The sequence below is a fragment of the Streptomyces sp. CC0208 genome (assembly GCF_003443735.1).
In the GTDB taxonomy this organism is placed as follows: Bacteria; Actinomycetota; Actinomycetes; order Streptomycetales; family Streptomycetaceae; genus Streptomyces; species Streptomyces sviceus.
In genome coordinates this window covers 6,512,277-6,532,469 of sequence record NZ_CP031969.1, presented here as the reverse complement: position 1 = coordinate 6,532,469, position 20,193 = coordinate 6,512,277, and the positions used below count along the sequence as shown (strand labels likewise).

At 70.6% G+C, this 20,193-nt stretch carries 21 protein-coding genes; 8 read left to right on the top strand and 13 right to left on the bottom strand.

Annotated features, from left to right (window positions below):
- Positions 1-2: 2 nt before the first annotated feature.
- The 4 genes from D1369_RS30025 (at position 3) to D1369_RS30010 (ending at position 4,335) form a co-directional block, all read left to right on the top strand.
- Positions 3-797, top strand: a complete 795-nt coding sequence (locus tag D1369_RS30025) for a thiazole synthase (RefSeq protein WP_007381443.1) — start codon at positions 3-5, stop codon at positions 795-797.
- A 119-nt stretch (positions 798-916) separates the two neighbouring features.
- Positions 917-2,854, top strand: coding sequence for a Stk1 family PASTA domain-containing Ser/Thr kinase (gene pknB / locus D1369_RS30020; protein ID WP_037899679.1), 1,938 nt, complete (start codon positions 917-919; stop codon positions 2,852-2,854).
- A 79-nt stretch (positions 2,855-2,933) separates the two neighbouring features.
- Positions 2,934-3,797: a deoxyribonuclease IV gene (locus tag D1369_RS30015; protein WP_007381445.1), complete on the top strand. Its 864-nt coding sequence runs from the start codon at positions 2,934-2,936 to the stop codon at positions 3,795-3,797.
- Positions 3,798-3,882: 85 nt separating this feature from the next.
- Positions 3,883-4,335 (top strand): DUF4396 domain-containing protein, encoded by a 453-nt coding sequence (locus D1369_RS30010; RefSeq protein ID WP_037899682.1) that lies wholly within the window; start codon positions 3,883-3,885, stop codon positions 4,333-4,335.
- 3 nt (positions 4,336-4,338) lie between these two features.
- Here the strand turns inward: D1369_RS30010 and D1369_RS30005 are convergent, their stop codons facing one another.
- Positions 4,339-4,971, bottom strand: a complete 633-nt coding sequence (locus D1369_RS30005) for a sulfite oxidase-like oxidoreductase (protein WP_007381447.1) — start codon at positions 4,969-4,971, stop codon at positions 4,339-4,341.
- A gap of 177 nt (positions 4,972-5,148) precedes the next feature.
- On the opposite strand from D1369_RS30005, the gene bfr reads away from it, so the two are divergent.
- A complete protein-coding gene (gene bfr, locus D1369_RS30000) occupies positions 5,149-5,628 on the top strand; it encodes a bacterioferritin (RefSeq protein WP_007381448.1) in 480 nt (159 codons plus the stop codon).
- 10 nt (positions 5,629-5,638) lie between these two features.
- On the opposite strand, the gene D1369_RS29995 is transcribed toward bfr, so the two are convergent.
- Both D1369_RS29995 and D1369_RS29990 read right to left on the bottom strand, forming a co-directional pair.
- Entirely contained in the window at positions 5,639-5,872 is a 234-nt protein-coding gene (locus D1369_RS29995; RefSeq protein ID WP_007381449.1) for a (2Fe-2S)-binding protein, read from the bottom strand.
- 147 nt (positions 5,873-6,019) lie between these two features.
- Positions 6,020-7,372, bottom strand: coding sequence for a 3-deoxy-7-phosphoheptulonate synthase class II (locus D1369_RS29990; protein WP_007381450.1), 1,353 nt, complete (start codon positions 7,370-7,372; stop codon positions 6,020-6,022).
- A 263-nt stretch (positions 7,373-7,635) separates the two neighbouring features.
- Here D1369_RS29990 and D1369_RS29980 point away from each other — a divergent pair, with 263 nt between their 5' ends.
- Complete coding sequence (locus tag D1369_RS29980) at positions 7,636-9,516, top strand: phenazine-specific anthranilate synthase component I (RefSeq protein WP_007381451.1); 1,881 nt, start codon at positions 7,636-7,638, stop codon at positions 9,514-9,516.
- A 68-nt stretch (positions 9,517-9,584) separates the two neighbouring features.
- Here D1369_RS29980 and D1369_RS29975 read toward each other — a convergent pair whose 3' ends face one another.
- From D1369_RS29975 to D1369_RS29960, 4 genes are read right to left on the bottom strand one after another with little or no spacing between them, the layout of a single operon-like run.
- Positions 9,585-10,613 carry a 6-phosphofructokinase gene (locus D1369_RS29975; RefSeq protein WP_007381452.1) on the bottom strand — a complete coding sequence of 343 codons (1,029 nt, stop codon included), beginning with the start codon at positions 10,611-10,613 and terminating at the stop codon, positions 9,585-9,587.
- Positions 10,614-10,666: 53 nt separating this feature from the next.
- On the bottom strand, positions 10,667-11,341 hold the full coding sequence (locus D1369_RS29970; RefSeq protein ID WP_007381453.1) for a response regulator transcription factor: 675 nt from the start codon (positions 11,339-11,341) through the stop codon (positions 10,667-10,669).
- On the bottom strand, positions 11,338-12,564 hold the full coding sequence (locus D1369_RS29965) for a DUF5931 domain-containing protein (protein WP_037899684.1): 1,227 nt from the start codon (positions 12,562-12,564) through the stop codon (positions 11,338-11,340). The genes D1369_RS29970 and D1369_RS29965 overlap by 4 nt, the downstream gene beginning before the upstream one ends.
- A 40-nt stretch (positions 12,565-12,604) precedes the next feature.
- Positions 12,605-13,375 (bottom strand): lysophospholipid acyltransferase family protein, encoded by a 771-nt coding sequence (locus D1369_RS29960; RefSeq protein ID WP_037899686.1) that lies wholly within the window; start codon positions 13,373-13,375, stop codon positions 12,605-12,607.
- Between the two features lie 147 nt (positions 13,376-13,522).
- On the opposite strand from D1369_RS29960, the gene D1369_RS29955 reads away from it, so the two are divergent.
- Together D1369_RS29955 and D1369_RS29950 are read left to right on the top strand one after the other, a co-directional pair.
- Entirely contained in the window at positions 13,523-14,302 is a 780-nt protein-coding gene (locus tag D1369_RS29955) for an alpha/beta fold hydrolase (protein WP_037899688.1), read from the top strand.
- Positions 14,295-14,894, top strand: coding sequence for a hypothetical protein (locus tag D1369_RS29950; RefSeq protein ID WP_037899689.1), 600 nt, complete (start codon positions 14,295-14,297; stop codon positions 14,892-14,894). The genes D1369_RS29955 and D1369_RS29950 overlap by 8 nt, the downstream gene beginning before the upstream one ends.
- A gap of 6 nt (positions 14,895-14,900) precedes the next feature.
- Here D1369_RS29950 and D1369_RS29945 read toward each other — a convergent pair whose 3' ends face one another.
- The 6 genes from D1369_RS29945 to D1369_RS29920 all read right to left on the bottom strand — a co-directional run bounded on the left by D1369_RS29945 (position 14,901) and on the right by D1369_RS29920 (position 19,912).
- Positions 14,901-15,608 (bottom strand): endonuclease/exonuclease/phosphatase family protein, encoded by a 708-nt coding sequence (locus D1369_RS29945; RefSeq protein WP_050789689.1) that lies wholly within the window; start codon positions 15,606-15,608, stop codon positions 14,901-14,903.
- A 114-nt stretch (positions 15,609-15,722) separates the two neighbouring features.
- Positions 15,723-16,676 (bottom strand): ROK family glucokinase, encoded by a 954-nt coding sequence (locus tag D1369_RS29940; RefSeq protein WP_007381458.1) that lies wholly within the window; start codon positions 16,674-16,676, stop codon positions 15,723-15,725.
- Between the two features lie 67 nt (positions 16,677-16,743).
- Complete coding sequence (locus D1369_RS29935; protein WP_007381459.1) at positions 16,744-17,229, bottom strand: DUF5304 domain-containing protein; 486 nt, start codon at positions 17,227-17,229, stop codon at positions 16,744-16,746.
- 57 nt (positions 17,230-17,286) lie between these two features.
- Positions 17,287-18,444, bottom strand: coding sequence for an ArsA-related P-loop ATPase (locus D1369_RS29930; RefSeq protein ID WP_118082705.1), 1,158 nt, complete (start codon positions 18,442-18,444; stop codon positions 17,287-17,289).
- Positions 18,445-18,590: 146 nt separating this feature from the next.
- Positions 18,591-19,031, bottom strand: a complete 441-nt coding sequence (locus D1369_RS29925; RefSeq protein WP_007381461.1) for an SRPBCC family protein — start codon at positions 19,029-19,031, stop codon at positions 18,591-18,593.
- 83 nt (positions 19,032-19,114) lie between these two features.
- Positions 19,115-19,912 carry a metallophosphoesterase gene (locus D1369_RS29920; RefSeq protein WP_007381462.1) on the bottom strand — a complete coding sequence of 266 codons (798 nt, stop codon included), beginning with the start codon at positions 19,910-19,912 and terminating at the stop codon, positions 19,115-19,117.
- Between the last annotated feature and the right edge of the window lie 281 nt (positions 19,913-20,193).

The window sequence follows — 20,193 nt, the reverse complement described above, 5'->3', positions numbered from 1 at the left end:
CCATGGCCGACGATCCCTTCGTCATCGGCGGTACGTCCTTCTCGTCCCGGCTGATCATGGGCACGGGCGGAGCGCCCAGCCTGGACGTGCTGGAGCGGGCGCTGCTCGCCTCCGGCACCGAGCTGACGACCGTCGCGATGCGCCGGGTGAACCCCTCGGTGCACGGCTCGGTGCTGTCCGTACTGGACAAGCTCGGCATCCGGGTGCTCCCGAACACGGCCGGCTGCTTCACCGCCGGGGAGGCCGTCCTGACGGCCCGCCTCGCGCGCGAGGCGCTCGGCACCGACCTGGTCAAGCTGGAGGTCATCGCCGACGAGCGCACCCTCCTGCCGGACCCCATAGAGCTCCTGGACGCGGCGGAGACCCTGGTGGACGACGGCTTCACGGTGCTGCCGTACACGAACGACGACCCCGTGCTGGCCCGCAAGCTGGAGGACGTGGGCTGCGCGGCGATCATGCCGCTCGGCTCCCCGATCGGCTCCGGGCTCGGCATCCGCAACCCGCACAACTTCCAGCTGATCGTCGAGCACGCGCGCGTGCCGGTGATCCTGGACGCGGGAGCGGGCACGGCCTCGGACGCGGCCCTGGCGATGGAACTCGGCTGCGCGGGTGTGATGCTCGCCTCGGCGGTGACACGGGCGCAGGAGCCGGAGCTGATGGCGCACGCGATGCGGCACGCGGTGGAGGCCGGACGGCTGGCGTACCGGGCGGGACGCATCCCGCGGCGGCATTTCGCCGAGGCGTCCTCCCCGGTGGCGGGCAGGGCCGTACTGGACCCGGAACGCCCCGCCTTCTGAAACACACGTTCGGCCTGGGACACGGGCAGGTGCGACCTCCGTCACAGGTCAGCTGCAGTACGGCCGCCAAATCCGCCGAACCGGATGGACTGTCGGCGGCGGCTCGTAGACTCGCCTGCGTGGATACGACCCTTCAGGACCCGCTGGTCGGGCAGGTGCTCGACGGCCGCTATCGCGTGGACGCGCGCATCGCGGTCGGCGGGATGGCCACGGTCTACCGGGCCCTGGACACCCGTCTGGACCGCGTGCTCGCGCTCAAGGTGATGCACCCCGCGCTCGCGGCGGACGGGATTTTCGTCGAGCGGTTCATCCGGGAGGCCAAGTCCGTCGCCCGGCTCTCCCACCCCAACGTCGTGCAGGTCTTCGACCAGGGCACCGACGGGTCGTACGTCTACCTCGCGATGGAGTACGTGGCCGGCTGCACCCTGCGTGACGTGCTGCGCGAGCGCGGGGCGCTGCAGCCGCGCGCCGCCCTGGACATCCTGGAACCGGTGCTCGCCGCGCTCGGTGCCGCGCACCGCGCCGGTTTCGTGCACCGGGACATGAAGCCGGAGAACGTCCTGATCGGGGACGACGGCCGGGTCAAGGTCGCCGACTTCGGTCTCGTGCGGTCCGTGAACACCGTGACCAGCACCACCGGAGCCGTCCTCGGCACCGTGTCCTATCTCTCGCCCGAGCAGATCGACCAACCCGGGGCCGCGGACGCCCGCGTCGACGTGTACGCGTGCGGAGTCGTCCTGTACGAGATGCTGACCGGCAGCCAGCCGCACGAAGGCGAATCCCCCGCGATAGTCCTGTACAAGCACCTCCACGAGGACGTCCCGCCGCCCTCAGCCGTGGTCCCGGGACTGCCGTACGAACTGGACGAGCTGGTCGCGTCGGCGACCGCCCGCACCCCGGACCTGCGTCCGTACGACGCCGTGGCCCTGCTCGCGCAGACCCGCGAGGCCCGCGGACGGCTGAGCGCCGACCAGCTGGACGCGGTGCCCCCGCAGGCGCTCGCCACGGAGTACGGGGGCGCCGAGAACCGTACGAGCGTGATCCCGCGCTCGCTGACCGTGCCGCGCCTGCTGCCGGTCAACGAGGACGAGCCCCAGCCGGGGTACCACCGCACCAGCGTCCTGCAGAGCCCCCCGCTCCCGCCGTCCCGGCGTGAGCGCTCCTCGGGCGGCCGTCGGCGCGGCCCGCTCCTGATCGTCGCCGCGGTCCTGCTGGCCCTCGGGCTCGGGGCAGGGGTCTGGTACATCAACTCCGGCCAGTTCACCCACGTCCCGGCCCTCCTGACGAAGACCGAGGCACAGGCCAGGGACCGGCTGGACGAGGCCAATCTGGAGACCGGCAAGGTCACGTACGCCTACAGCGACACCGTGAAGCGCGGCACCGTCATCAGCACGGACCCGGGGGCCGGCAGCCGGATCCGGAGCCACGACTCCGTGTCGCTCACCCTCTCCAAGGGCCCGCAGACGGTGAAGGTGCCCGACGTGGACGGGTGGGCACTGGGCAAGGCGAGAGCCCGGCTGAAGGCGGAGGGACTGGAGCCGGGCATGGCCACCCGGGAGTTCAGTGACGACGTCCCGAAGGGGTTCGTGATCGGCACCGACCCCGAGGTCGGCACCACACTGCGCGCCGGCTCGGCCGTGGCGCTCACCGTCAGCAAGGGCGCCCCGGTCGACGTCCCGGACGTCACCGGCGAGGACCTGGCCGACGCCAAGGCCGATCTGGCGGAGGCCGGCCTGAAGGTCGAGGTCGCCACCACCCGGGTCAACTCCGAGTACGACGCGGGCCAGGTCGCCAAGCAGACCCCGACCGCCGACAGCCAGGCGGCCGAGGGCGACACCGTCACGCTGACGGTCTCCAAGGGCCCGGTGATGGTCGAGGTCCCGGACGTCACGGGCGACAGCGTGGACGACGCCAAGGCCGAGCTGGAGGACGCGGGCTTCCAGGTCGACGAGGACCGCGGCCTGCTGGGCCTGTTCGGCGACACCGTGAAGAAGCAGTCGGTGGACGGCGGGGACACGGCGCCCAAGGGCTCGACCATCACGATCACCATTCGCTGACGGGCGCAGGCACCCTCGCCACACCTGCCCAGGGAACCCCACCCCGTTCAGGCCCCGCAGGCAATGGCACCCTTGACCGGTGACAACTCAGCGCAACCCCGTCGGCGGCCACGTCCCGGTGGCCGGCGGTCTCCACTCGGTGGGCCTGTCGTACGCCCAGGACCTCGACGCCGAGACCGTGCAGGTCTTCGTCGCCAACCCACGCGGCTGGGCCACCCCCGTCGGGAGCCCCCGCCAGGACGAGGCGTTCCGCGAGACCTGCGCCGAACGGTCGATCCCGGCGTACGTCCACGCCCCCTATCTGATCAACTTCGGCTCGCACACCGAGGCCACGGTGGAGAAGTCGGTCGACTCGCTCCGGCACTCCCTGAGGCGCGGGCGCGAGATCGGCGCGCTCGGTGTCGTCGTGCACACGGGCAGCGCGACCGGCGGCCGGGACCGTTCCGTGGCCCTGAAGCAGGTCCGCGAGCACCTGCTGCCGCTCCTCGACGAACTCACCCACGACGACGACCCGTACCTGCTCCTGGAGTCGACCGCCGGCCAGGGCGCCTCGCTCTGTTCCCGCACCTGGGACTTCGGCCCGTACTTCGAGGCCCTGGACGCCCATCCGAAACTGGGCGTCTGCCTGGACACCTGCCACATCTTCGCCGCCGGCCACGACCTGACCGGCCCCTCCGGCATGCACCAGACGCTCGACCTGCTGGTGGACACGGTCGGCGAGGGCCGTCTGAAGCTGATCCACGCCAACGACTCCAAGGACGTCGTCGGCGCCCACAAGGACCGCCACGAGAACATCGGCTCCGGCCATATCGGCGAGGACCCGTTCCGCGCCCTGATGACCCACCCCGCCACCGAGGGCGTCCCCCTGATCATCGAGACCCCCGGCGGCAAGGAGGGACACGCGGCGGACGTGGAGCGGCTGAAGAAGCTCCGGGACGGCTGACTCGGCAACGAATTCAGGAGCGGGAATACCCCCAGGGGGTATACGGTTCCGCGTACAGGAACCGTCACTGACATTGGGGGCACTCATGCGGCACCAGGCACCCGGATGGTCCACAGCCGTCCAGGCCACCCTCCACTGCCTCACCGGCTGCGCCATCGGCGAGGTGCTCGGGATGGTCATCGGTACCGCGCTGGGGTGGGGCAACCTGGCGACCACCGTGCTGGCGATCATCCTGGCCTTCTTCTTCGGCTACTCCCTCACCCTGCGCGGGGTCCTGAAGGCCGGCATGGGCTTCCGGGCCGCGCTTCGGGTGGCGCTGGCCGCCGACACCCTGTCCATCGCCGTGATGGAGCTGATCGACAACGGCGTGATCGCCCTGTGGCCGGACGCCATGGACGCGGAACTCGTCGATCTGCTGTTCTGGGCGTCGCTGGCGATCTCGCTGGCCGTCGCGTTCGTCGTCACCGTGCCGGTCAACAAGTGGATGATCGGCCGCGGCAAGGGGCACGCCGTGGTCCACCAGCACCACGCCCACTGAGCGTCACAACTCGGGGCCGTCCCCCGGCTCCTCCTGGTACGAGTACCGCTGCTGCTTCCAGGGGTCGCCGACGTTGTGGTAGCCGCGCTCCTCCCAGAACCCGCGCCGGTCGGCGGTCATGTACTCCACGCCGCGGACCCATTTGGGCCCCTTCCAGGCGTACAGATGGGGGACGACCAGCCGGAGTGGAAACCCGTGCTCCGCGGTCAGCAGCTCCCCGTCCTTGTGGGTGGCGAAGATCGTGCGCTCGGACGCGAAGTCGTCGAGCCGCAGGTTGGAGCTGAAGCCGTACTCGGCCCAGACCATCACATGGGTGACCGCCGGCGCGGGCGGGGCGATGTCCAGGATCGCGCGGGCCGGGACACCGCCCCACTCGGCGCCCAGCATGCTGAACTTCGTCACACAGTGCAGGTCGCCCACGACGGTGGTGTACGGCAGGGCCGTGAACTCCTCGTGGTTCCAGCAGTGCTTCTCGTCGTCCGCGGTGGCACCGAAGACCCGGAACTCCCAGCGCTCGGGCCGGAACCTGGGGACGGGGCCGTAGTGCGTGACGGGCCAGCCGCGCTGCAGTCGCTGCCCCGGCGGAAGCTCGGAGTTCGCCGCTTCTCCACTCTCCCGCTCCACCGGCTGACCCATGCCTTCCATCCTGACAGACCCGAGGCGATGCACCTGACCAGGCTCCCCCCAATGCCCCCTATATCGGACTAAGCATGCCCTTACTTACTAAGTGAGGGCTTACTGGACGATCTTCTTCGCCGGTGCAAGGATGCGGCGCAGCCTGCCAGTTCCCCACGGTTGGAAGGAGCCTCTGCGATGCAGGGCGACCCCGAGGTCATCGAATTCCTCAACGAGCAGCTCACGGGCGAGCTCACCGCGATCAACCAGTACTTCCTGCACGCGAAGATGCAGGAGAACTTCGGCTGGACGAAGCTCGCGAAGTACACGCGCCACGAGTCGTTCGACGAGATGAAGCACGCCGAGGTCCTCACCGACCGCATCCTCTTCCTGGAGGGCCTGCCGAACTACCAGCGGCTGTTCCACGTGCGCGTGGGCCAGACCGTCAAGGAGATGTTCGAGGCCGACCGGCAGGTCGAGGTCGAGGCCATCGACCGCCTCAAGCGCGGTATCGAGGTGATGCGCGCCAAGGGTGACATCACGTCGGCGAACATCTTCGAGTCGATCCTCGCGGACGAGGAGCACCACATCGACTATCTCGACACACAGCTGGAGCTTCTGGAGAAGCTCGGCGAGGCGCTGTACATCGCACAGCTGATCGAGCAGCCGGAGAGCTGAGCGACCCGAGCTAGGCGGCCTCGTCCAGTGCGGCGCGGGTGGGCTCGCCCTTCTCGACGAGTTCGCCCCGCGAGCACGCCCCGCGGCCCAGAAGGGCCTGAATGCGTCGCACACAGGAACCGCAGTCGGTGCCCGCCTTGCAGGCGGAGGCGATCTGGCGGGGAGTGCAGGCACCGTCCGCCGCGTGCTTCTTGACCTGCTGCTCGGTGACGCCGAAGCAACTGCAGATGTACACGCGGCTCACCTCCCGACGGGTTGATCAGTGCTGCCATCCCGATGATCGGTGAGGCTAACCTAACCTTACCCGGCGCTCAGGAACCGCAAAAGTGGAGCGGGGCGCGGATCGTATGTGATCCGCGCCCCATTCACGTTCCTGTAACAGGTGCCCCCGTCACTGGTCCCTGTACATCTCCGCGACGAGGAAGGCCAGGTCGAGCGACTGGCTGCGGTTGAGCCGCGGGTCACAGGCCGTCTCGTAGCGCTGGTGCAGATCGTCGACGAAGATCTCGTCGCCACCGCCCACGCACTCGGTGACGTCGTCACCGGTGAGCTCGACGTGGATGCCGCCCGGGTGGGTGCCGAGGCCCTTGTGGACCTCGAAGAAGCCCTTGACCTCGTCGAGCACGTCGTCGAAGCGGCGGGTCTTGTGACCGGAGGCCGCCTCGTAGGTGTTGCCGTGCATCGGGTCGGTGATCCAGGCGACGGTCGCGCCGGAGGCGGTGACCTTCTCGACCAGCTCGGGCAGCTTGTCGCGGACCTTGTCGGCGCCCATGCGGACGATGAAGGTCAGCCGGCCGGGCTCACGGTCGGGGTCCAGGCGCTCGATGTACTGGAGCGCCTCCTCGGCCGTGGTCGTCGGGCCGAGCTTGATGCCGATCGGGTTGCGGATCTGCGAGGCGAACTCGATGTGCGCGTGGTCCAGCTGCCGGGTGCGCTCACCGATCCAGACCATGTGCGCCGAGACGTCGTACAGCCGCCCGGTGCGGGAGTCGACGCGGGTGAGCGCCGACTCGTAGTCCAGCAGCAGTGCCTCGTGCGAGGAGTAGAACTCGACCGTCTGGAACTCGGCCGGGTCGGTCCCGCAGGCCCGCATGAAGTTCAGCGCCTGGTCGATCTCCCGGGCCAGCTGCTCGTAGCGCTGACCGGAGGGGGACGACTTCACGAAGTCCTGGTTCCAGGCGTGCACCTGGCGCAGGTCGGCGTAGCCGCCGGTGGTGAAGGCGCGCACCAGGTTGAGCGTGGAGGCGGACGCGTTGTACATCCGCTTCAGGCGCTCGGGGTCCGGGATGCGGGCCTTCTCGTTGAACTCGAAGCCGTTGACGGAGTCGCCGCGGTACGTCGGCAGCGTCACGCCGTCGCGGGTCTCGGTGCCCTTGGAGCGCGGCTTGGAGTACTGGCCGGCGATGCGGCCGACCTTCACGACCGGCACCGAGGCGGCGTACGTCAGTACGGCGCCCATCTGGAGCAGCGTCTTGAGCTTGTTGCGGATGTGGTCCGCGGACACGGCGTCGAAGGCCTCGGCGCAGTCGCCGCCCTGGAGGAGGAACGCCTCTCCCTTGGCGACGGCCGCCAACCGGGCGCGCAGCTGGTCGCACTCGCCCGCGAAGACGAGCGGCGGATACGACTCGAGGTCCGCGATCACTGCGCGCAGAGCCTCGGTGTCGGGGTACTCGGGCTGCTGCGCCGCGGGCAGGTCTCGCCAGGTGTTGCCAGCGCTCGCGCTGGTCTTAGCGTTCACGGTCACGGCATCAACATTACGGGGTCGTGTCGGGGGCCCCTGCTCCGTGCCCAGCAAATGAGACACGGGGTACGAGGGTCGGACATGGGATATGGTGCCTCGCATGTTCGCGCACTCGACCCAGAACTGGTGGTGGACCGCTCATCCGGCGGCCCACTGACTGCGCGTACGCAAGACTTCGCGAAGGCCGCCCGAGGGGCGGCCTTCGGCGTTTCCGGGGTCGTTCCTCTCCGACATCGAGTCATCGACTCATCGGGAGCTGAGGAACCATGGACCTGACACACCTCCTGGGCCACGACCGTCCGTTCGCCCTGGTCCGCCGTCGCACCCCGGGCCACGACGAGAACACCGTCGAACTGCTCGTGGGCCCGGTCCGCACCTACGACCGCCTCGCCGACCTCCCCGACGAGGGGCTCGCGCTCATCCCCTTCCGCCAGATCCGCGAGCGCGGCTTCGACGTCAGGGACGACGACACGCCACTGGCGGTGCTGACCCCCGAGGAGACGTACGAGCTCCCTCTCGCCGAAGTGCTGGAACAGCTCCCCGCTCATGACGTCCGGGTCGAGAACGGCGGCTTCGATGTCGCCGACGAGGAGTACGCCGGGATCGTCGGACGGGTCCTGCACGAGGAGATCGGGCGAGGCGAGGGTGCCAACTTCGTGATCCGGCGCACGTACGAGGGCGAGATCCCGGGATTCTCCCGCGCGGACGCCCTCGCGCTGTTCCGGCGGCTCCTGGTGGGCGAGCGGGGCGCCTACTGGACCTTCGTCGTCCACACCGGGGAGCGCACGCTCGTCGGCGCGAGCCCTGAGGTACACGTCCGGATGACCGGCGGGACCGTCGTCATGAATCCGATCAGCGGGACGTACCGCTATCCCGCGGAGGGCCCGTCCCCCGAGCACCTGCTCGACTTCCTCGTCGACGGCAAGGAGATCGAGGAGCTGTCGATGGTCGTCGACGAGGAGCTCAAGATGATGTGCACCGTCGGTGACATGGGCGGGGTCGTCGTCGGGCCCCGGCTCAAGGAGATGGCCCACCTCGCGCACACCGAGTACGAGCTGCGCGGCAAGTCCTCGCTGGACGTGCGGGAGGTCCTGAGGGAGACCATGTTCGCGGCCACCGTCACCGGCTCCCCGGTGCAGAACGCCTGCCGGGTCATCGAACGGCACGAGGTCGGGGGGCGCGGCTACTACGCGGGCGCGCTGGCGCTGCTCGGCCGGGACTCCGGCGGGGCGCAGACCCTGGACTCCCCCATCCTCATCCGCACGGCGGACATCTCCGCCGAGGGACACCTGAGGGTCCCGGTCGGCGCGACCCTCGTGCGCGGTTCGGACCCGGCGAGCGAGGTCGCGGAGACCCACGCGAAGGCGGCGGGGGTGCTGGCGGCTCTCGGCGTACGGCCGTCCCGGCCCCGTGCGGACCAGGCGCGCGTGAGTCTCTCCGACGATCCACGCGTGCGTGCCGCGCTCGACGGGCGGCGCACGAACCTCGCCCCGTTCTGGCTGCGGATGCAGGAGCGGTCGAACGACCTCGAAGGGCACGCGCTCGTGGTCGACGGCGAGGACACCTTCACCTCGATGCTCGCGCATGTGCTGCGTTCGGGCGGACTGGACGTGACCGTGCGGCGCTACGACGAACCGGGCCTCAGGGACGCCGTGCTCGCGCACGAGGGCCCCCTCGTGCTCGGTCCCGGTCCCGGCGATCCCTCCGACCTCGACGACCCCAAGATGCGGTTCCTGCGCGCCCTGACCGCCGACGTCATCCGCGGCCACCGGCACGGCGTGCTCGGCGTCTGCCTCGGGCACGAGCTGATCGCGGCCGAGCTGGGGCTGGGCATCGTACGGAAGGACGTGCCGTACCAGGGGGCCCAGACGACCGTCGACCTGTTCGGGCGGCCGGAGACGGTCGGCTTCTACAACAGCTTCGTGGCGCGCTGCGACGACGAGGCCGCCCGGGAGCTGGCCGCGCACGGCATCGAGGTGAGCCGGAGCGGCACGCACGAGGTGCATGCCCTGCGCGGGCCGGGCTTCGCCGGGGTGCAGTTCCACCCCGAGTCGGTCCTGACGCTGAACGGCGCGGCCGTCGTACGGGAGCTGGTGGCTCAGCTGCGGGGCACCAGCACGTTCTCGGAGCGGCGGCCGGCCTTGTAGTCCAGGACGTTGCGCACCTCGGGTCGGCTGTGGGCCGAATGTAGGGCCCACAGCCGCGCCCCGCCCGGTCAGCCGAAGAAGACCCCCACCTCCTCGTACAGCTTCGGGTCGACGGTCTTCAGCTGCGCGGTCGCCTCGGCGATCGGCACGCGCACGATGTCCGTCCCGCGCAGCGCGACCATCTTGCCGAAGTCGCCGTCGCGGACGGCTTCGATGGCGTGCAGGCCGAAGCGGGTGGCGAGCCAGCGGTCGAAGGCGCTGGGGGTGCCGCCCCGCTGGATGTGCCCGAGGACCGTGGTGCGGGCCTCCTTGCCGGTGCGCTTCTCGATCTGCTTGGCCAGCCACTCGCCGACCCCGGACAGCCGCACGTGTCCGAAGGAGTCGAGCGACTGGTCCTTGAGGACCATGTCGCCGTCCTTGGGCATGGCGCCCTCGGCGACGACCACGATCGGGGCGTACGAGGCCTTGAAGCGGGAGGTGATCCAGGCGCACACCTGCTCGACGTCGAAGCGCTGCTCGGGAATGAGGATGACGTTGGCGCCGCCCGCGAGACCGGAGTGCAGGGCTATCCAGCCGGCGTGACGGCCCATCACCTCGCAGACCAGGACGCGCATATGGGACTCGGCGGTGGTGTGCAGGCGGTCGATGGCCTCCGTGGCGATGCCGACCGCGGTGTCGAAGCCGAAGGTGTAGTCGGTGGCGGAGAGGTCGTTGTCGATGGTCTTCGGTACGCCGACACAGGGCACGCCGTGCTCGTTGGACAGCGCCGCGGCGACGCCGAGGGTGTCCTCGCCGCCGATCACGATGAGCGCGTCGACCTCCCGCGCGGCCAGGTTCTCCTGGATCCGGCGGATGCCGTCCTGCTGCTTCAGCGGATTGGTGCGCGAGGAGCCGAGGATGGTGCCGCCGCGGGGCAGGATGCCGCGGACGGCCGGGATGTCGAGACGCACGGTGCGGTCTTCCAGTGGACCCCGCCAGCCGTCCCGGAAGCCGGTGAAGTCATAGCCGTACTCCTGTACGCCCTTGCGGACTATGGCCCGGATGACGGCGTTGAGGCCGGGGCAGTCGCCGCCTCCGGTCAGTACTCCGACGCGCATGGACAGTTCCCTTCGCCGCAGGTGCCTGACGAAGGGTCAGTGTGACGCGCGTCTCACTCGTCGTCGAGACCTCGTTCGATGGCGTAGCGGACGAGCTCGACCCTGTTGTGGAGTTGCAGCTTGCCGAGAGTGTTCTGGACGTGGTTCTGGACCGTGCGGTGGGAGATCACCAGACGCTCGGCGATCTGCTTGTAGCTTAGGCCCTTGGCGACCAGCCGCAGTACCTCGGTCTCGCGCTCGGTGAGCTCCGGGGCCCTGGGCCGGTCGGGGTCGGAGGCGGGCGCGGGGTCGGAGGCGAGGCGGCGGTACTCACCGAGGACCAGGCCGGCGAGGCCGGGCGTGAAGACGGGGTCGCCGACGGCCGTGCGGCGGACCGCGTCCAGGAGTTCCTCGGTCGACGCCGACTTCAGCAGATAGCCGGTCGCGCCGGACTTCACGGCCTCCAGGACATCGGCGTGCTCGCCGCTCGCCGACAGGACGAGGACCCGCAGGGCCGGGTTGTGGCCGACGAGCTCCTTGCAGACCTGGACGCCGGGCTTCACCGGCAGGTTCAGGTCGAGCACCAGCACGTCGGGCGCGGCGGCCTGGGCCCGGCGTACGGCCTGGTCGCCGTCGCCCGCGGTGGCGACCACGTCGAACCCGGACTCGGCCAGGTCCCGGGCGACCGCGTCGCGCCACATGGGGTGGTCGTCGACCACCATGACCTTGATCAGGTCCTTGTCACTCATCGCTGTCCTGCCTTCCCCCGGGAGACTTTCGGTACCTTCAGCTCGACCTCCGTGCCCTGCCCCGGAGGCGAGATCAACTCGGCGCTGCCGCCGAGGTCACGCAGCCGGCCCCGGATCGACTGAGCGACTCCGAGCCGCCCCTCCCCCTCGGCCTGCGCGAGTCGCCCCTCGGCGATGCCGGGTCCGTCGTCCCGCACGGTCACGATCACCTCGTCGGGCTCGTCCTCGACGAGGATCCACGCACGCGCGTGCTCACCCGCGTGCCGGTGCACGTTGTCCAGGGCGGCCCCCACGGCCGCGGCCAGCTCGCGCGCGGCGGGCGGGGGCAGCGGGACGGGGGCGCCGGGCTCGACGAGGGAGACCTTCGCCGAGGCGTACGGGGCGAGCAGCGCGCGCAGATCGAGCGGGCCGTCCGGCTCGTCATCGTCCCGCCCCTCGTCGACGACATGGACGACCGCCCCCTGGGCCACGTCGTCGGACACCCGGGACACGGACGTCAGGCCGCCGGAGACCAGGGTGCGCAGCGCCACCTCCTGCTCACCGGCCATCCGGCCCAGCTCGGCCGCCTCGCCGCCCATGACCGCGCCCCGGCGCTGCACCATGGCGAGCACCTGGAGGACGCTGTCGTGGATGTCCCGGGCCAGCCGCTCGCGCTCCCGGGTCGCCGCCTCGATCTCCAGGGCGCGGGCGAGGGTGCGCTCGGAGGCGCGGGCGACCTCGACGACGTAGCCGATGGCGATGGAGGCGACCCAGACGAGGATCACGTTGTGGACGGTGTCGCGGGCCGGGTGGCCGCGCTCGATCAGGTTGGCGGCGGCGACCGGCGTGGAGGCGAGCGCGGCCCAGCGCCAGCCGCCCTTGATGGCGAACGCGAGGACGGAACCGGCGGTCCATATCGACGGCAGGGTGGGGCCGCCGCTGTCGATGTGGTGGTCGTTGACGACCAGCGGGGTCAGCACGATCCCGGTGATCGCGATCGCGAGGTCGACGGCGAGGAAGCGCTTGGTGCAGGCGGCCGCGTTCTGGACGCGGGGCAGGGTGGCGAGCGTCCAGACGCACAGGACGGCGTAGTAGGCGATGGCGACGCCGGGCCGGTCGTACTCGTCGTAGGCGGTGGCGAAGAGCCCGACCGCGTACAGCATGGTGAGCACCCGGTACCCGGTCAGGGCACGCCACAGCGGCTGCTCGACCGACATGCGCATGACGCGCACCTGCTTGGCCATGTCCCCCACCCCCGGGCTCCGACTGCCGTGTCCCAGGATCCTAGGACGCCGGCTGCTCGGGCTTGTCCTGCTCGGCCTTCGCGGCAGCGGCCTTGGCGGCAGCCGCCTTGGCCGCCTTCTCGGCCTTGGCCGCCTCCGTGATCTGCCGCTTGGCGGCGGTCGCGTAGATGTCGACGTACTCCTGGCCGGACAGCTTCATGATCTCGTACATGACCTCGTCGGTCACCGCGCGCAGTACGAAACGGTCGTGCTCCATGCCCTGGTAGCGGCTGAAGTCCAGCGGCTCGCCGATGCGGATGCCCGGCCGCATCAGCTTGGGCATGACCTTGCCCGGCGGCTGGATCTTCTCGGTGTCGATCATGGCGACCGGGATGACCGGGGCGCCGCTGGCGAGCGCCACGCGCGCGAGGCCTCCGGGCTTGCCGCGGTACAGGCGCCCGTCGGGCGAGCGTGTGCCCTCGGGGTAGATACCGAACAGTTCACCGCGCTCCAGGACGTCGAGGCCGCTCTTGATGGCCGCCTCGCCCGCGCCGCGCGCGCCGGAGCGGTCCACCGGGAGCTGGCCGACGCCCTTGAAGAAGGCGGCCGTGAGCCGGCCCTTCACCCCGGGCGTGGTGAAGTACTCGGCCTTCGCGATGAAGGTGACCTTGCGGTCGAGGACCGCGGGCAGGAAGAAGGAGTCGGAGAACGAGAGGTGGTTGCTCGCCAAGATGGCCGGGCCCTCGGCGGGAATGTTCTCGATGCCTTCCACCCAGGGCCTGAAGGCGACCTTCAGCGGCCCGCCGATGGCGACCTTCATCGTGCCGTACAACAACCGAGTGCCTCCTGTGTCCGTCGAACAGACCTTAACCCGGCGCCCTGTCAAACAGTCCGACGGCCCTGGTCGGTGTCAGTGCGGTCGCGTACGGTGAACCTCACCTGGACTTGCTCACGCTTCTTTCATGAACAGGAGACCTAGGTGCCGGTCCTCCCCGGAGCCGAGCCGTTCCGCCATGAGGGCGGGGAGGCCGGTGTCCTTCTCTGCCACGGCTTCACCGGTTCCCCCCAGTCACTGCGGCCCTGGGCCCAGCACCTCGCCGCGCACGGCCTGACGGTCTCCCTGCCGCTGCTGCCCGGGCACGGCACCCGTTGGCAGGACATGGCCCTCACCGGCTGGCAGGACTGGTACGCCGAGGTGGACCGCGAGCTGCGCGCCCTGACCGAGCGCTGCACCTCCGTGTTCGTGGCCGGTCTGTCCATGGGCGGCACCCTGGCCCTCCGGCTGGCCGCCAAGCACGGGGACGCGGTGAGCGGTGTCGTCGTCGTCAACCCGGCGAACCGCATGCACGGCCTCGCGCCGTACGCCCTTCCGGTGGCCCGCCACTTCGTCCGTACGGCGCCCGGGATCGCCAGTGACATCAAGAAGGAGGGCAGCGTCGAGCTGGGGTACGACAAGGTGCCGCTGCACGCGGCGCACTCCCTGCGGACCTTCTTCCGCCAGGTCGACGGTGAGCTGCCGCAGGTCACCCAGCCGCTGCTGGTGCTGCGCAGCGCCCAGGACCATGTGGTGCCGGCGGCCGACTCCGCGCGCGTGCTGAGCCGGGTGTCGTCGACGGACGTGACGGAGATCGTCCTGGAACAGAGCTACCACGTCGCGACGTTGGACCATGACGCGGAGCGGATTTTCGACGAGAGCCTCGCGTTCATCGGCCGGCACACCACCGGCATCGGCAGTGAAGGGACGGCCGCCCGTGGCTGAGCACGACTCCGAGCGCGAGGACCGCGAGGGCCACGAGCCCGAGGAGCAGGGCGTCCCGTTCGACGAGGAGGCCGCGTGGGCGGCCATCGTCGCCGGGTACGGCGAGGAGCCGAAGGACCCGCCGGGGACCAAGCCGTTCAAGTCGGTCGAGGATCTCGCGCTCCTCGAGACCGAGACGAACGACGAGCCGACGGTGACGGCACTGGAGAAGCCGGAGCCCAAGCCGAAGAAGGACGAGAAGCCGGCCAAGCCGCTGGGCGGTTCCGTCTCCTTCGCGCCCGGCGTCGGGCCCCGTGACTACAGCGGCCCGGAGCCCTCCGAGGACGACTTCGAGGAGGACGACGAGGGGCACTTCGTGCCGCCGGAGCCGCCGCCGCTGCCCGCCGCGGACACCACCGCGAAGTTCGCCTGGCTGGGCGTGCTGGGCGGCCCGGTCCTGCTGCTGGTCGCGGTGCTGCTCGGCTGGGAGATGACGTGGTGGCTGGCCACGGTCGGGATCGGCGGGTTCCTGGGCGGCTTCGTCACCCTGGTGACGCGGATGCGGGCGGACGACGAGGACGACGAGAATCCCGGCCGGGGAGCGGTCGTCTAGTCCGGCTCAGCTCGCGGGGATGTCGAGGGTGGCCAGGACCGGGAGATGGTCGGTGGCCGCCCTCAGGTCTGTCTCCGTGATCCCGGGCAGGTCCAGGGGGACCCCGCAGCCGCGCACCTCGATGCCCTTCGTGGCGAAGATCGCGTCGATACGCCGGTGGGGTTCGGTGCGGGTCCAGGTGACCTCGCCGCCGGTCGGGCTGGTCGCCCAGCAGTCCTGAAGGCTGTCCGCGATACGGCTGAAGGCGGGTCCCGTGGGGCGGTCGTTGAGGTCGCCGCCGGCCACGGCGTGCTCCACGCCCATGCCGGCCAGGCGGTCGAGGAGCATGCCCGCCTGGTCGTAGCGCTCGTCCTTCTGCAACGACAGGTGACAGCTCAGTACGCCGAGCCGGGCTGCGCCGATCCGTACGACGGCCGTGGCGAAGCCCCGGCGGTGCTGGCCGGGGATGAGGGGCAGGAGGACGTCCTCGGTGCGTTCGACGGTGACGCGGAGGTTGCAGAGGATCGCGGGGCCCGCCGCGGTGCCGCCTCCGGTGAGGACGACCAGTCCCGCGGTCGACGCCAGCCTTGCCAGCTTCTTGCGCCAGCGGAAGAAGCGGGGGGCTTCCTGGATCAGGACGAGATCCGGTTCGCAGGCCTGGATGACCCGGGCCAGCGCGTCTGTGTCGTCCCGCATCGAGCGGATGTTGTAGCTCAGGACCTTGACCAGAACCATGTGGATCAATCTACGCCCAAAGGGGAGGGGCGCGAGGACGGTGTGCGACTGCCGGTCGTCCGTGGCTGGTCGCGCAGTTCCCCGCGCCCCTGGGCAGGTCCGGTCAACGCCTGATCACATGATCGGGTCCGGCTCTCTCGCCAGGTCGGCTGCCCCGACAAGCCCCGCCTTGTTGCCCAGTTGGGCGGCGATGACGTCCGCCACGGGACGCCAGTTGCCGCCCACCAGCCAGCGCTTGTAGGACTTGCGGATCGGGTCCAGGACCAGTTCGCCCTCGTCGGAGAGGCCGCCGCCGACGATGAAGGCGGAGGGGTCGAAGAGGGAGGCCAGGTCGGCCAGGCCCGCGCCGGCCCAACGGGCGAGCTCGCGGTAGGAGTCGACCGCGACCGGGTCGCCCTGGCGAGCGGCCATGGAGATGTGCTTGCCCTCGATGCCGTCGGGGCTGCCGTCACCGAGTCCGAGGAGGATCTCGGCGTTCTCCGGGGTGGCGTTGGCGCGCTGCTTGGCGTACCTCACCAGGGCGCGCCCGGAGGCGTACTGCTCCCAGCAGCCCTGCGAGCCGCAGCCGCACAGGAGGCCGTCCGGGACCATGCGGATGTGGCCGAACTCGGCCGCCACGCCGAAGTGGCCGCGGCGCAGCTTGTTGCCGATGATGATGCCGCCACCGAGGCCGGTGCCGAGCGTGATGCAGATGACGTTGCGGTGGCCCTTGCCCGCCCCGAACTTGTACTCGCCCCACGCGGCCGCGTTGGCGTCGTTCTCCACGACGACCGGAAGGCCGACACGGGTCTCGACCTTCTCCTTCAGCGGCTCGTTCCGCCAGTGGATGTTGGGGGCGAAGTAGACCTCCGAGCGCTGGCGGTTGACGTATCCGGCCGCACCGATGCCCACGCCCACGATGTCGTGCCCGGCACGCGCGCCCTCCACCGCCGAGGCGATCGCGTCCACGATGCCCTCGGCCGTGCCCGGGGTCGGCACCTTGTGGGTCGAGAGGATGTTGCCTTCCTCATCGACCACGCCGGCCGCGATCTTCGTGCCGCCGATGTCGACGCCGATGGTGAGTCCCATGAATCCCTCAGTTTCGGTCGAGCCCCGCTACGGCCAACCGTACCCGAGGCCCTGCCGTCAGCGGGTTTCAGTCCAAGTCGATGCGCTCGGGACCGGGGCCCTCCTCGCCCTTGTCGCGCAGGGTGTCGTCACGCCGGCTCCAGCGCTGTTCCTGCGCCTGGACCGCGGAGCGGTACGCGGCGAGGAGTTCGCCACCGGCGGCGGCGAGGTGGTCGAAGACGTCCGGATTGCGCTCGATGACCGGCTCGACCGCGGCCTTGGCCTGCTGGACGACCTGCTTGACCATCTGCTGGGCGGCGGGTCCCGCGATTCCCCCGAGCAGCGGGGACTGGAGGCCGGACAGCTTCTCGGCGACGTTGTCGACGAGCTTGCGCAGCTCCTCGGCGGCCGAGCCCGGGGGCTGGCCGTACTGGGTGCGGCGGCGGGCCTTCTCCGCCGCGAGGTCCTCCGCGACCGCCGTCGCCCACGCGTCGGCGTCGGTCGCCCGTACCTCGTCCACGGCGTCCGCGGGCTCACGGTCAGCGGCGTCGGACGGGGGGAGCTCTTCGCTCATGACGGACTCCTGACTACGGTTCGTCCCTACGACGTTACCCGAATGGGCGTACGCGGTTCACGGAGTGCGGGGCCACAGATCCGGGTCCGGCGCGAACCGGATCCGCAGCTCGCCCTCGCGCAGGGCGGCGCCGGCCACGGTGCAGCGGCGCAGGACCGAGGGCAGCGGGACGATCCGGCGGAACTGGCCCGCGCTGACGACGAGTTCGTCGCCGCGCCGGACCAGGTCCAGCTCGTCGCGGAGGGCGCCGGGCAGCGGGATGTGCCACACCAGCACGCCGTCCTCGGCGAGGTGATCGACGACGGGCCACTCGACGGTGGAGGTCGTGTCGTTGACCTCGGGGACGGCGAGCGCGCCGAGGTCGTCGTCGCCGCGCGGGTCGTGGCCGAGATGCGGGACGGCGCGGACGTCGTAGGACTCCTGCCACTCCTCCAGGGCCTTGCGCTGCTGGGCGACGAGTCCCGCGGGCCAGTCCTCCGGTACGACGCGGTTGGCGACCAGGGTGTCGGGGCGCAGGCCGCGCAGGGCGAGGGCCAGGCTCGCGGCCTGTACGGCGTCGGTGCCGGCGGGGCCGGGTTCGGCGACCAGTCGCAGCACGGCCTGCCGGTCGGCGAGGACGGCCTGGACCGCGCCGAGTTCGGTGTCCCAGCGGGCGGCGGTCTCGTACAGCCACTCCGAGGGCATGGGAATGCCGGCGAGCCGTCCGAGGACGGGGCGCAGGCCGGCGGCCGCCTGGCGCTCGGCGGGCAGGAGCCGGCGCAGGTAGCGGCGCAGTTCCTCGGGGAGGGAGAGGAGCGCGAGGGCCTGCGGGGTGGGCGGCAGATCCACGACCAGCAGCTCATGGCGCTCGGAGAGGGCCGCGTCGCGCAGGGCGCGCAGGAGGGTGAGTTCCTCGGCGCCGGGGAGAGGGGTGACCTCCTCGGGGTCGAGGCGGGAGGCGCCGAGCAGGTCGAGCACGTGGGAGGCACGGTCCTGGAAGGCGGCGAGGTCGTCCCGGAATCCTGCGGTGGCGTCGGGGCGCCAGGCGGTGAGAGTGGGGGTGACCTGGGTGGGGGTGGGGCCGGTTTTCGCGCCGAGGACCGTGCCCAGGGTGTCGGTCCGGTCGGCGCTCAGCACAAGAGTGCGGGTTCCCTCGCGGGCGGCGGCGAGCGCGGTGGCGGCGGCGATGGTCGTACGGCCACTGCCGCCAGGGCCCGTGATCAGGATGGTGCGCATAGGGGTGAACCGTAACGGACTCGGCTGCGGGCGCGTCGTGGCTGATCGCGCAGTTCCCCGCGCCCCTGAGTGGGTACAGTCGCGGCCGGTCCAGCTGTACCCACCTTCTTGGGGGCGCGGGGAACTGCGCGACAAAAACGCGACCTCTACTGCCCCGACTCCACCCGCTTCTTCAGCCCCGCCAGCGCCCGGTCGATGATGACCTTCTCCGCCTTGCGCTTGATCATGCCGAGCATCGGGATCTTGACGTCGACCGTCAGCAGGTACGTGACCTCCGTCGCCCCCGCACCCGCCGGCTTCAGCACGTACGAACCGTCCAGCTGCCGCAGCATCTGGGACTTGACCAGCGTCCAGGAGACCTCGTTCTCGCCGGTCCAGGTGTAGCCGAGGACCTGGTCGTCCTTGATGGCGCCCGCGTCCATGACCAGCCGGACCTGCTCGGCACGGCCGGACGCGTCCGTGGAGAGCACCTCCGCCTGCTTCACCTCACCCGTCCAGTCCGGGTAGCGGGCGAAGTCCGCGATCACGGCCATGACGTCGGCCGGCGCAGCTTCGATCGTGATGCTCGAACTGGTGTGTTCCGCCATCGCCGTGGCTCCTCCAGATAAGGTCCGGTGAGGAAGGGTGGTACGCACGTCTGTGCAGCGTGAAGGCTACCGCGCGGACGGAGTCACCATTCCAGCGCCCACGGCTTCCCGCTCCCCGCGAAGTGCCCCACGTTCACGCACTCGGTCGCCCCGATCCGCATCCGCCGGACCAGGGGCTGGTGGACATGACCGAACAACGAGTAGCGGGGCCGGGTGCGGTGGATCGCTGCCAGCAGCGCCCGGCTCCCCCGCTCGAACCGCCGCGCCACCGTGTCGTAGACCAGCTCCGGCACCTCCGGCGGGATGTGTGTGCAGAGCACGTCCACCTCGCCGACCGCCTCGATCTTCGCCGCGTACTCCTCGTCGTCGATCTCGTAGGGCGTCCGCATGGGGGTCCTGAGGCCGCCGCCGACGAAGCCGAACGTCCAGCCGCCGATCTCCACCCGCTCGCCGTCGAGCACGGTCGTGCCGGGCCCGGCGTACTCCCGCCACAGAGGCGGCATGTCGACATTGCCGTAGGTCGCGTACGTCGGTGTCGGGAACGCGGCGAACATCTCGGCGTACTGCTTGCGCACCGCCGTCTCGATCACCGAGGCCCGGTCGGCACCGATCCCGCCCCACAGCCGGGCCCCGAACTCCCGCGCCTCCTCGAAACGGCGGGCGGTGCGCAGTTCCACGATGCGGTCCGCGTTCTCCACCCCGAACAGGTCGGGGAAGATGCCGCGCGAGTGGTCGGCGTAGTCCAGGAACAGCACCAGGTCGCCCAGGCAGATCAGGGCGTCGGCACCCTCGCCGGCTCTGGCCAGGTCACGGGCGTTGCCGTGCACGTCACTGACCACGTGTACGCGTGTCTTCCGGTTTCCGGCCGGTGTGGGTGCCATGACGATCAAGGGTAAGGCTGTGCGGCATACGTGAACAGTGCCGACCGGGCCTGCGGTTACTGGCCAGTCGGCAAGCAGGTGGACTACTGTGCCGGGGAACCCCAATCCGTGTGACGCAGCGAACATCTCGCCGGGACCCCCTGTCGAAGAAGCCATACCGGCGGGTAACGTCCGGGCAGTCCAGTCGTGCTCAGCATTCAATTACTGAAATCCTGAGCACCTGCCCGAGCCTTGGACCGACCGTCGCATCACACAACGTCGTGGCGCCGGCGCCCTATGAG

Coding starts and splice junctions, on each gene's coding strand:
- D1369_RS30025 (WP_007381443.1), top strand. CDS start 3: ATGGCCGACGATCCCTTCGTCATCGGCGGTACGTCCTTCTCGTCCCGG.
- D1369_RS30010 (WP_037899682.1), top strand. CDS start 3,883: ATGCGGCACCAGGCACCCGGATGGTCCACAGCCGTCCAGGCCACCCTC.
- D1369_RS30005 (WP_007381447.1), bottom strand. CDS start 4,971: ATGGGTCAGCCGGTGGAGCGGGAGAGTGGAGAAGCGGCGAACTCCGAG.
- bfr (WP_007381448.1), top strand. CDS start 5,149: ATGCAGGGCGACCCCGAGGTCATCGAATTCCTCAACGAGCAGCTCACG.
- D1369_RS29980 (WP_007381451.1), top strand. CDS start 7,636: ATGGACCTGACACACCTCCTGGGCCACGACCGTCCGTTCGCCCTGGTC.
- D1369_RS29975 (WP_007381452.1), bottom strand. CDS start 10,613: ATGCGCGTCGGAGTACTGACCGGAGGCGGCGACTGCCCCGGCCTCAAC.
- D1369_RS29970 (WP_007381453.1), bottom strand. CDS start 11,341: ATGAGTGACAAGGACCTGATCAAGGTCATGGTGGTCGACGACCACCCC.
- D1369_RS29965 (WP_037899684.1), bottom strand. CDS start 12,564: ATGGCCAAGCAGGTGCGCGTCATGCGCATGTCGGTCGAGCAGCCGCTG.
- D1369_RS29945 (WP_050789689.1), bottom strand. CDS start 15,608: ATGGTTCTGGTCAAGGTCCTGAGCTACAACATCCGCTCGATGCGGGAC.
- D1369_RS29940 (WP_007381458.1), bottom strand. CDS start 16,676: ATGGGACTCACCATCGGCGTCGACATCGGCGGCACGAAGATCGCGGCC.
- D1369_RS29935 (WP_007381459.1), bottom strand. CDS start 17,229: ATGAGCGAAGAGCTCCCCCCGTCCGACGCCGCTGACCGTGAGCCCGCG.
- D1369_RS29930 (WP_118082705.1), bottom strand. CDS start 18,444: ATGCGCACCATCCTGATCACGGGCCCTGGCGGCAGTGGCCGTACGACC.
- D1369_RS29925 (WP_007381461.1), bottom strand. CDS start 19,031: ATGGCGGAACACACCAGTTCGAGCATCACGATCGAAGCTGCGCCGGCC.
- D1369_RS29920 (WP_007381462.1), bottom strand. CDS start 19,912: ATGGCACCCACACCGGCCGGAAACCGGAAGACACGCGTACACGTGGTC.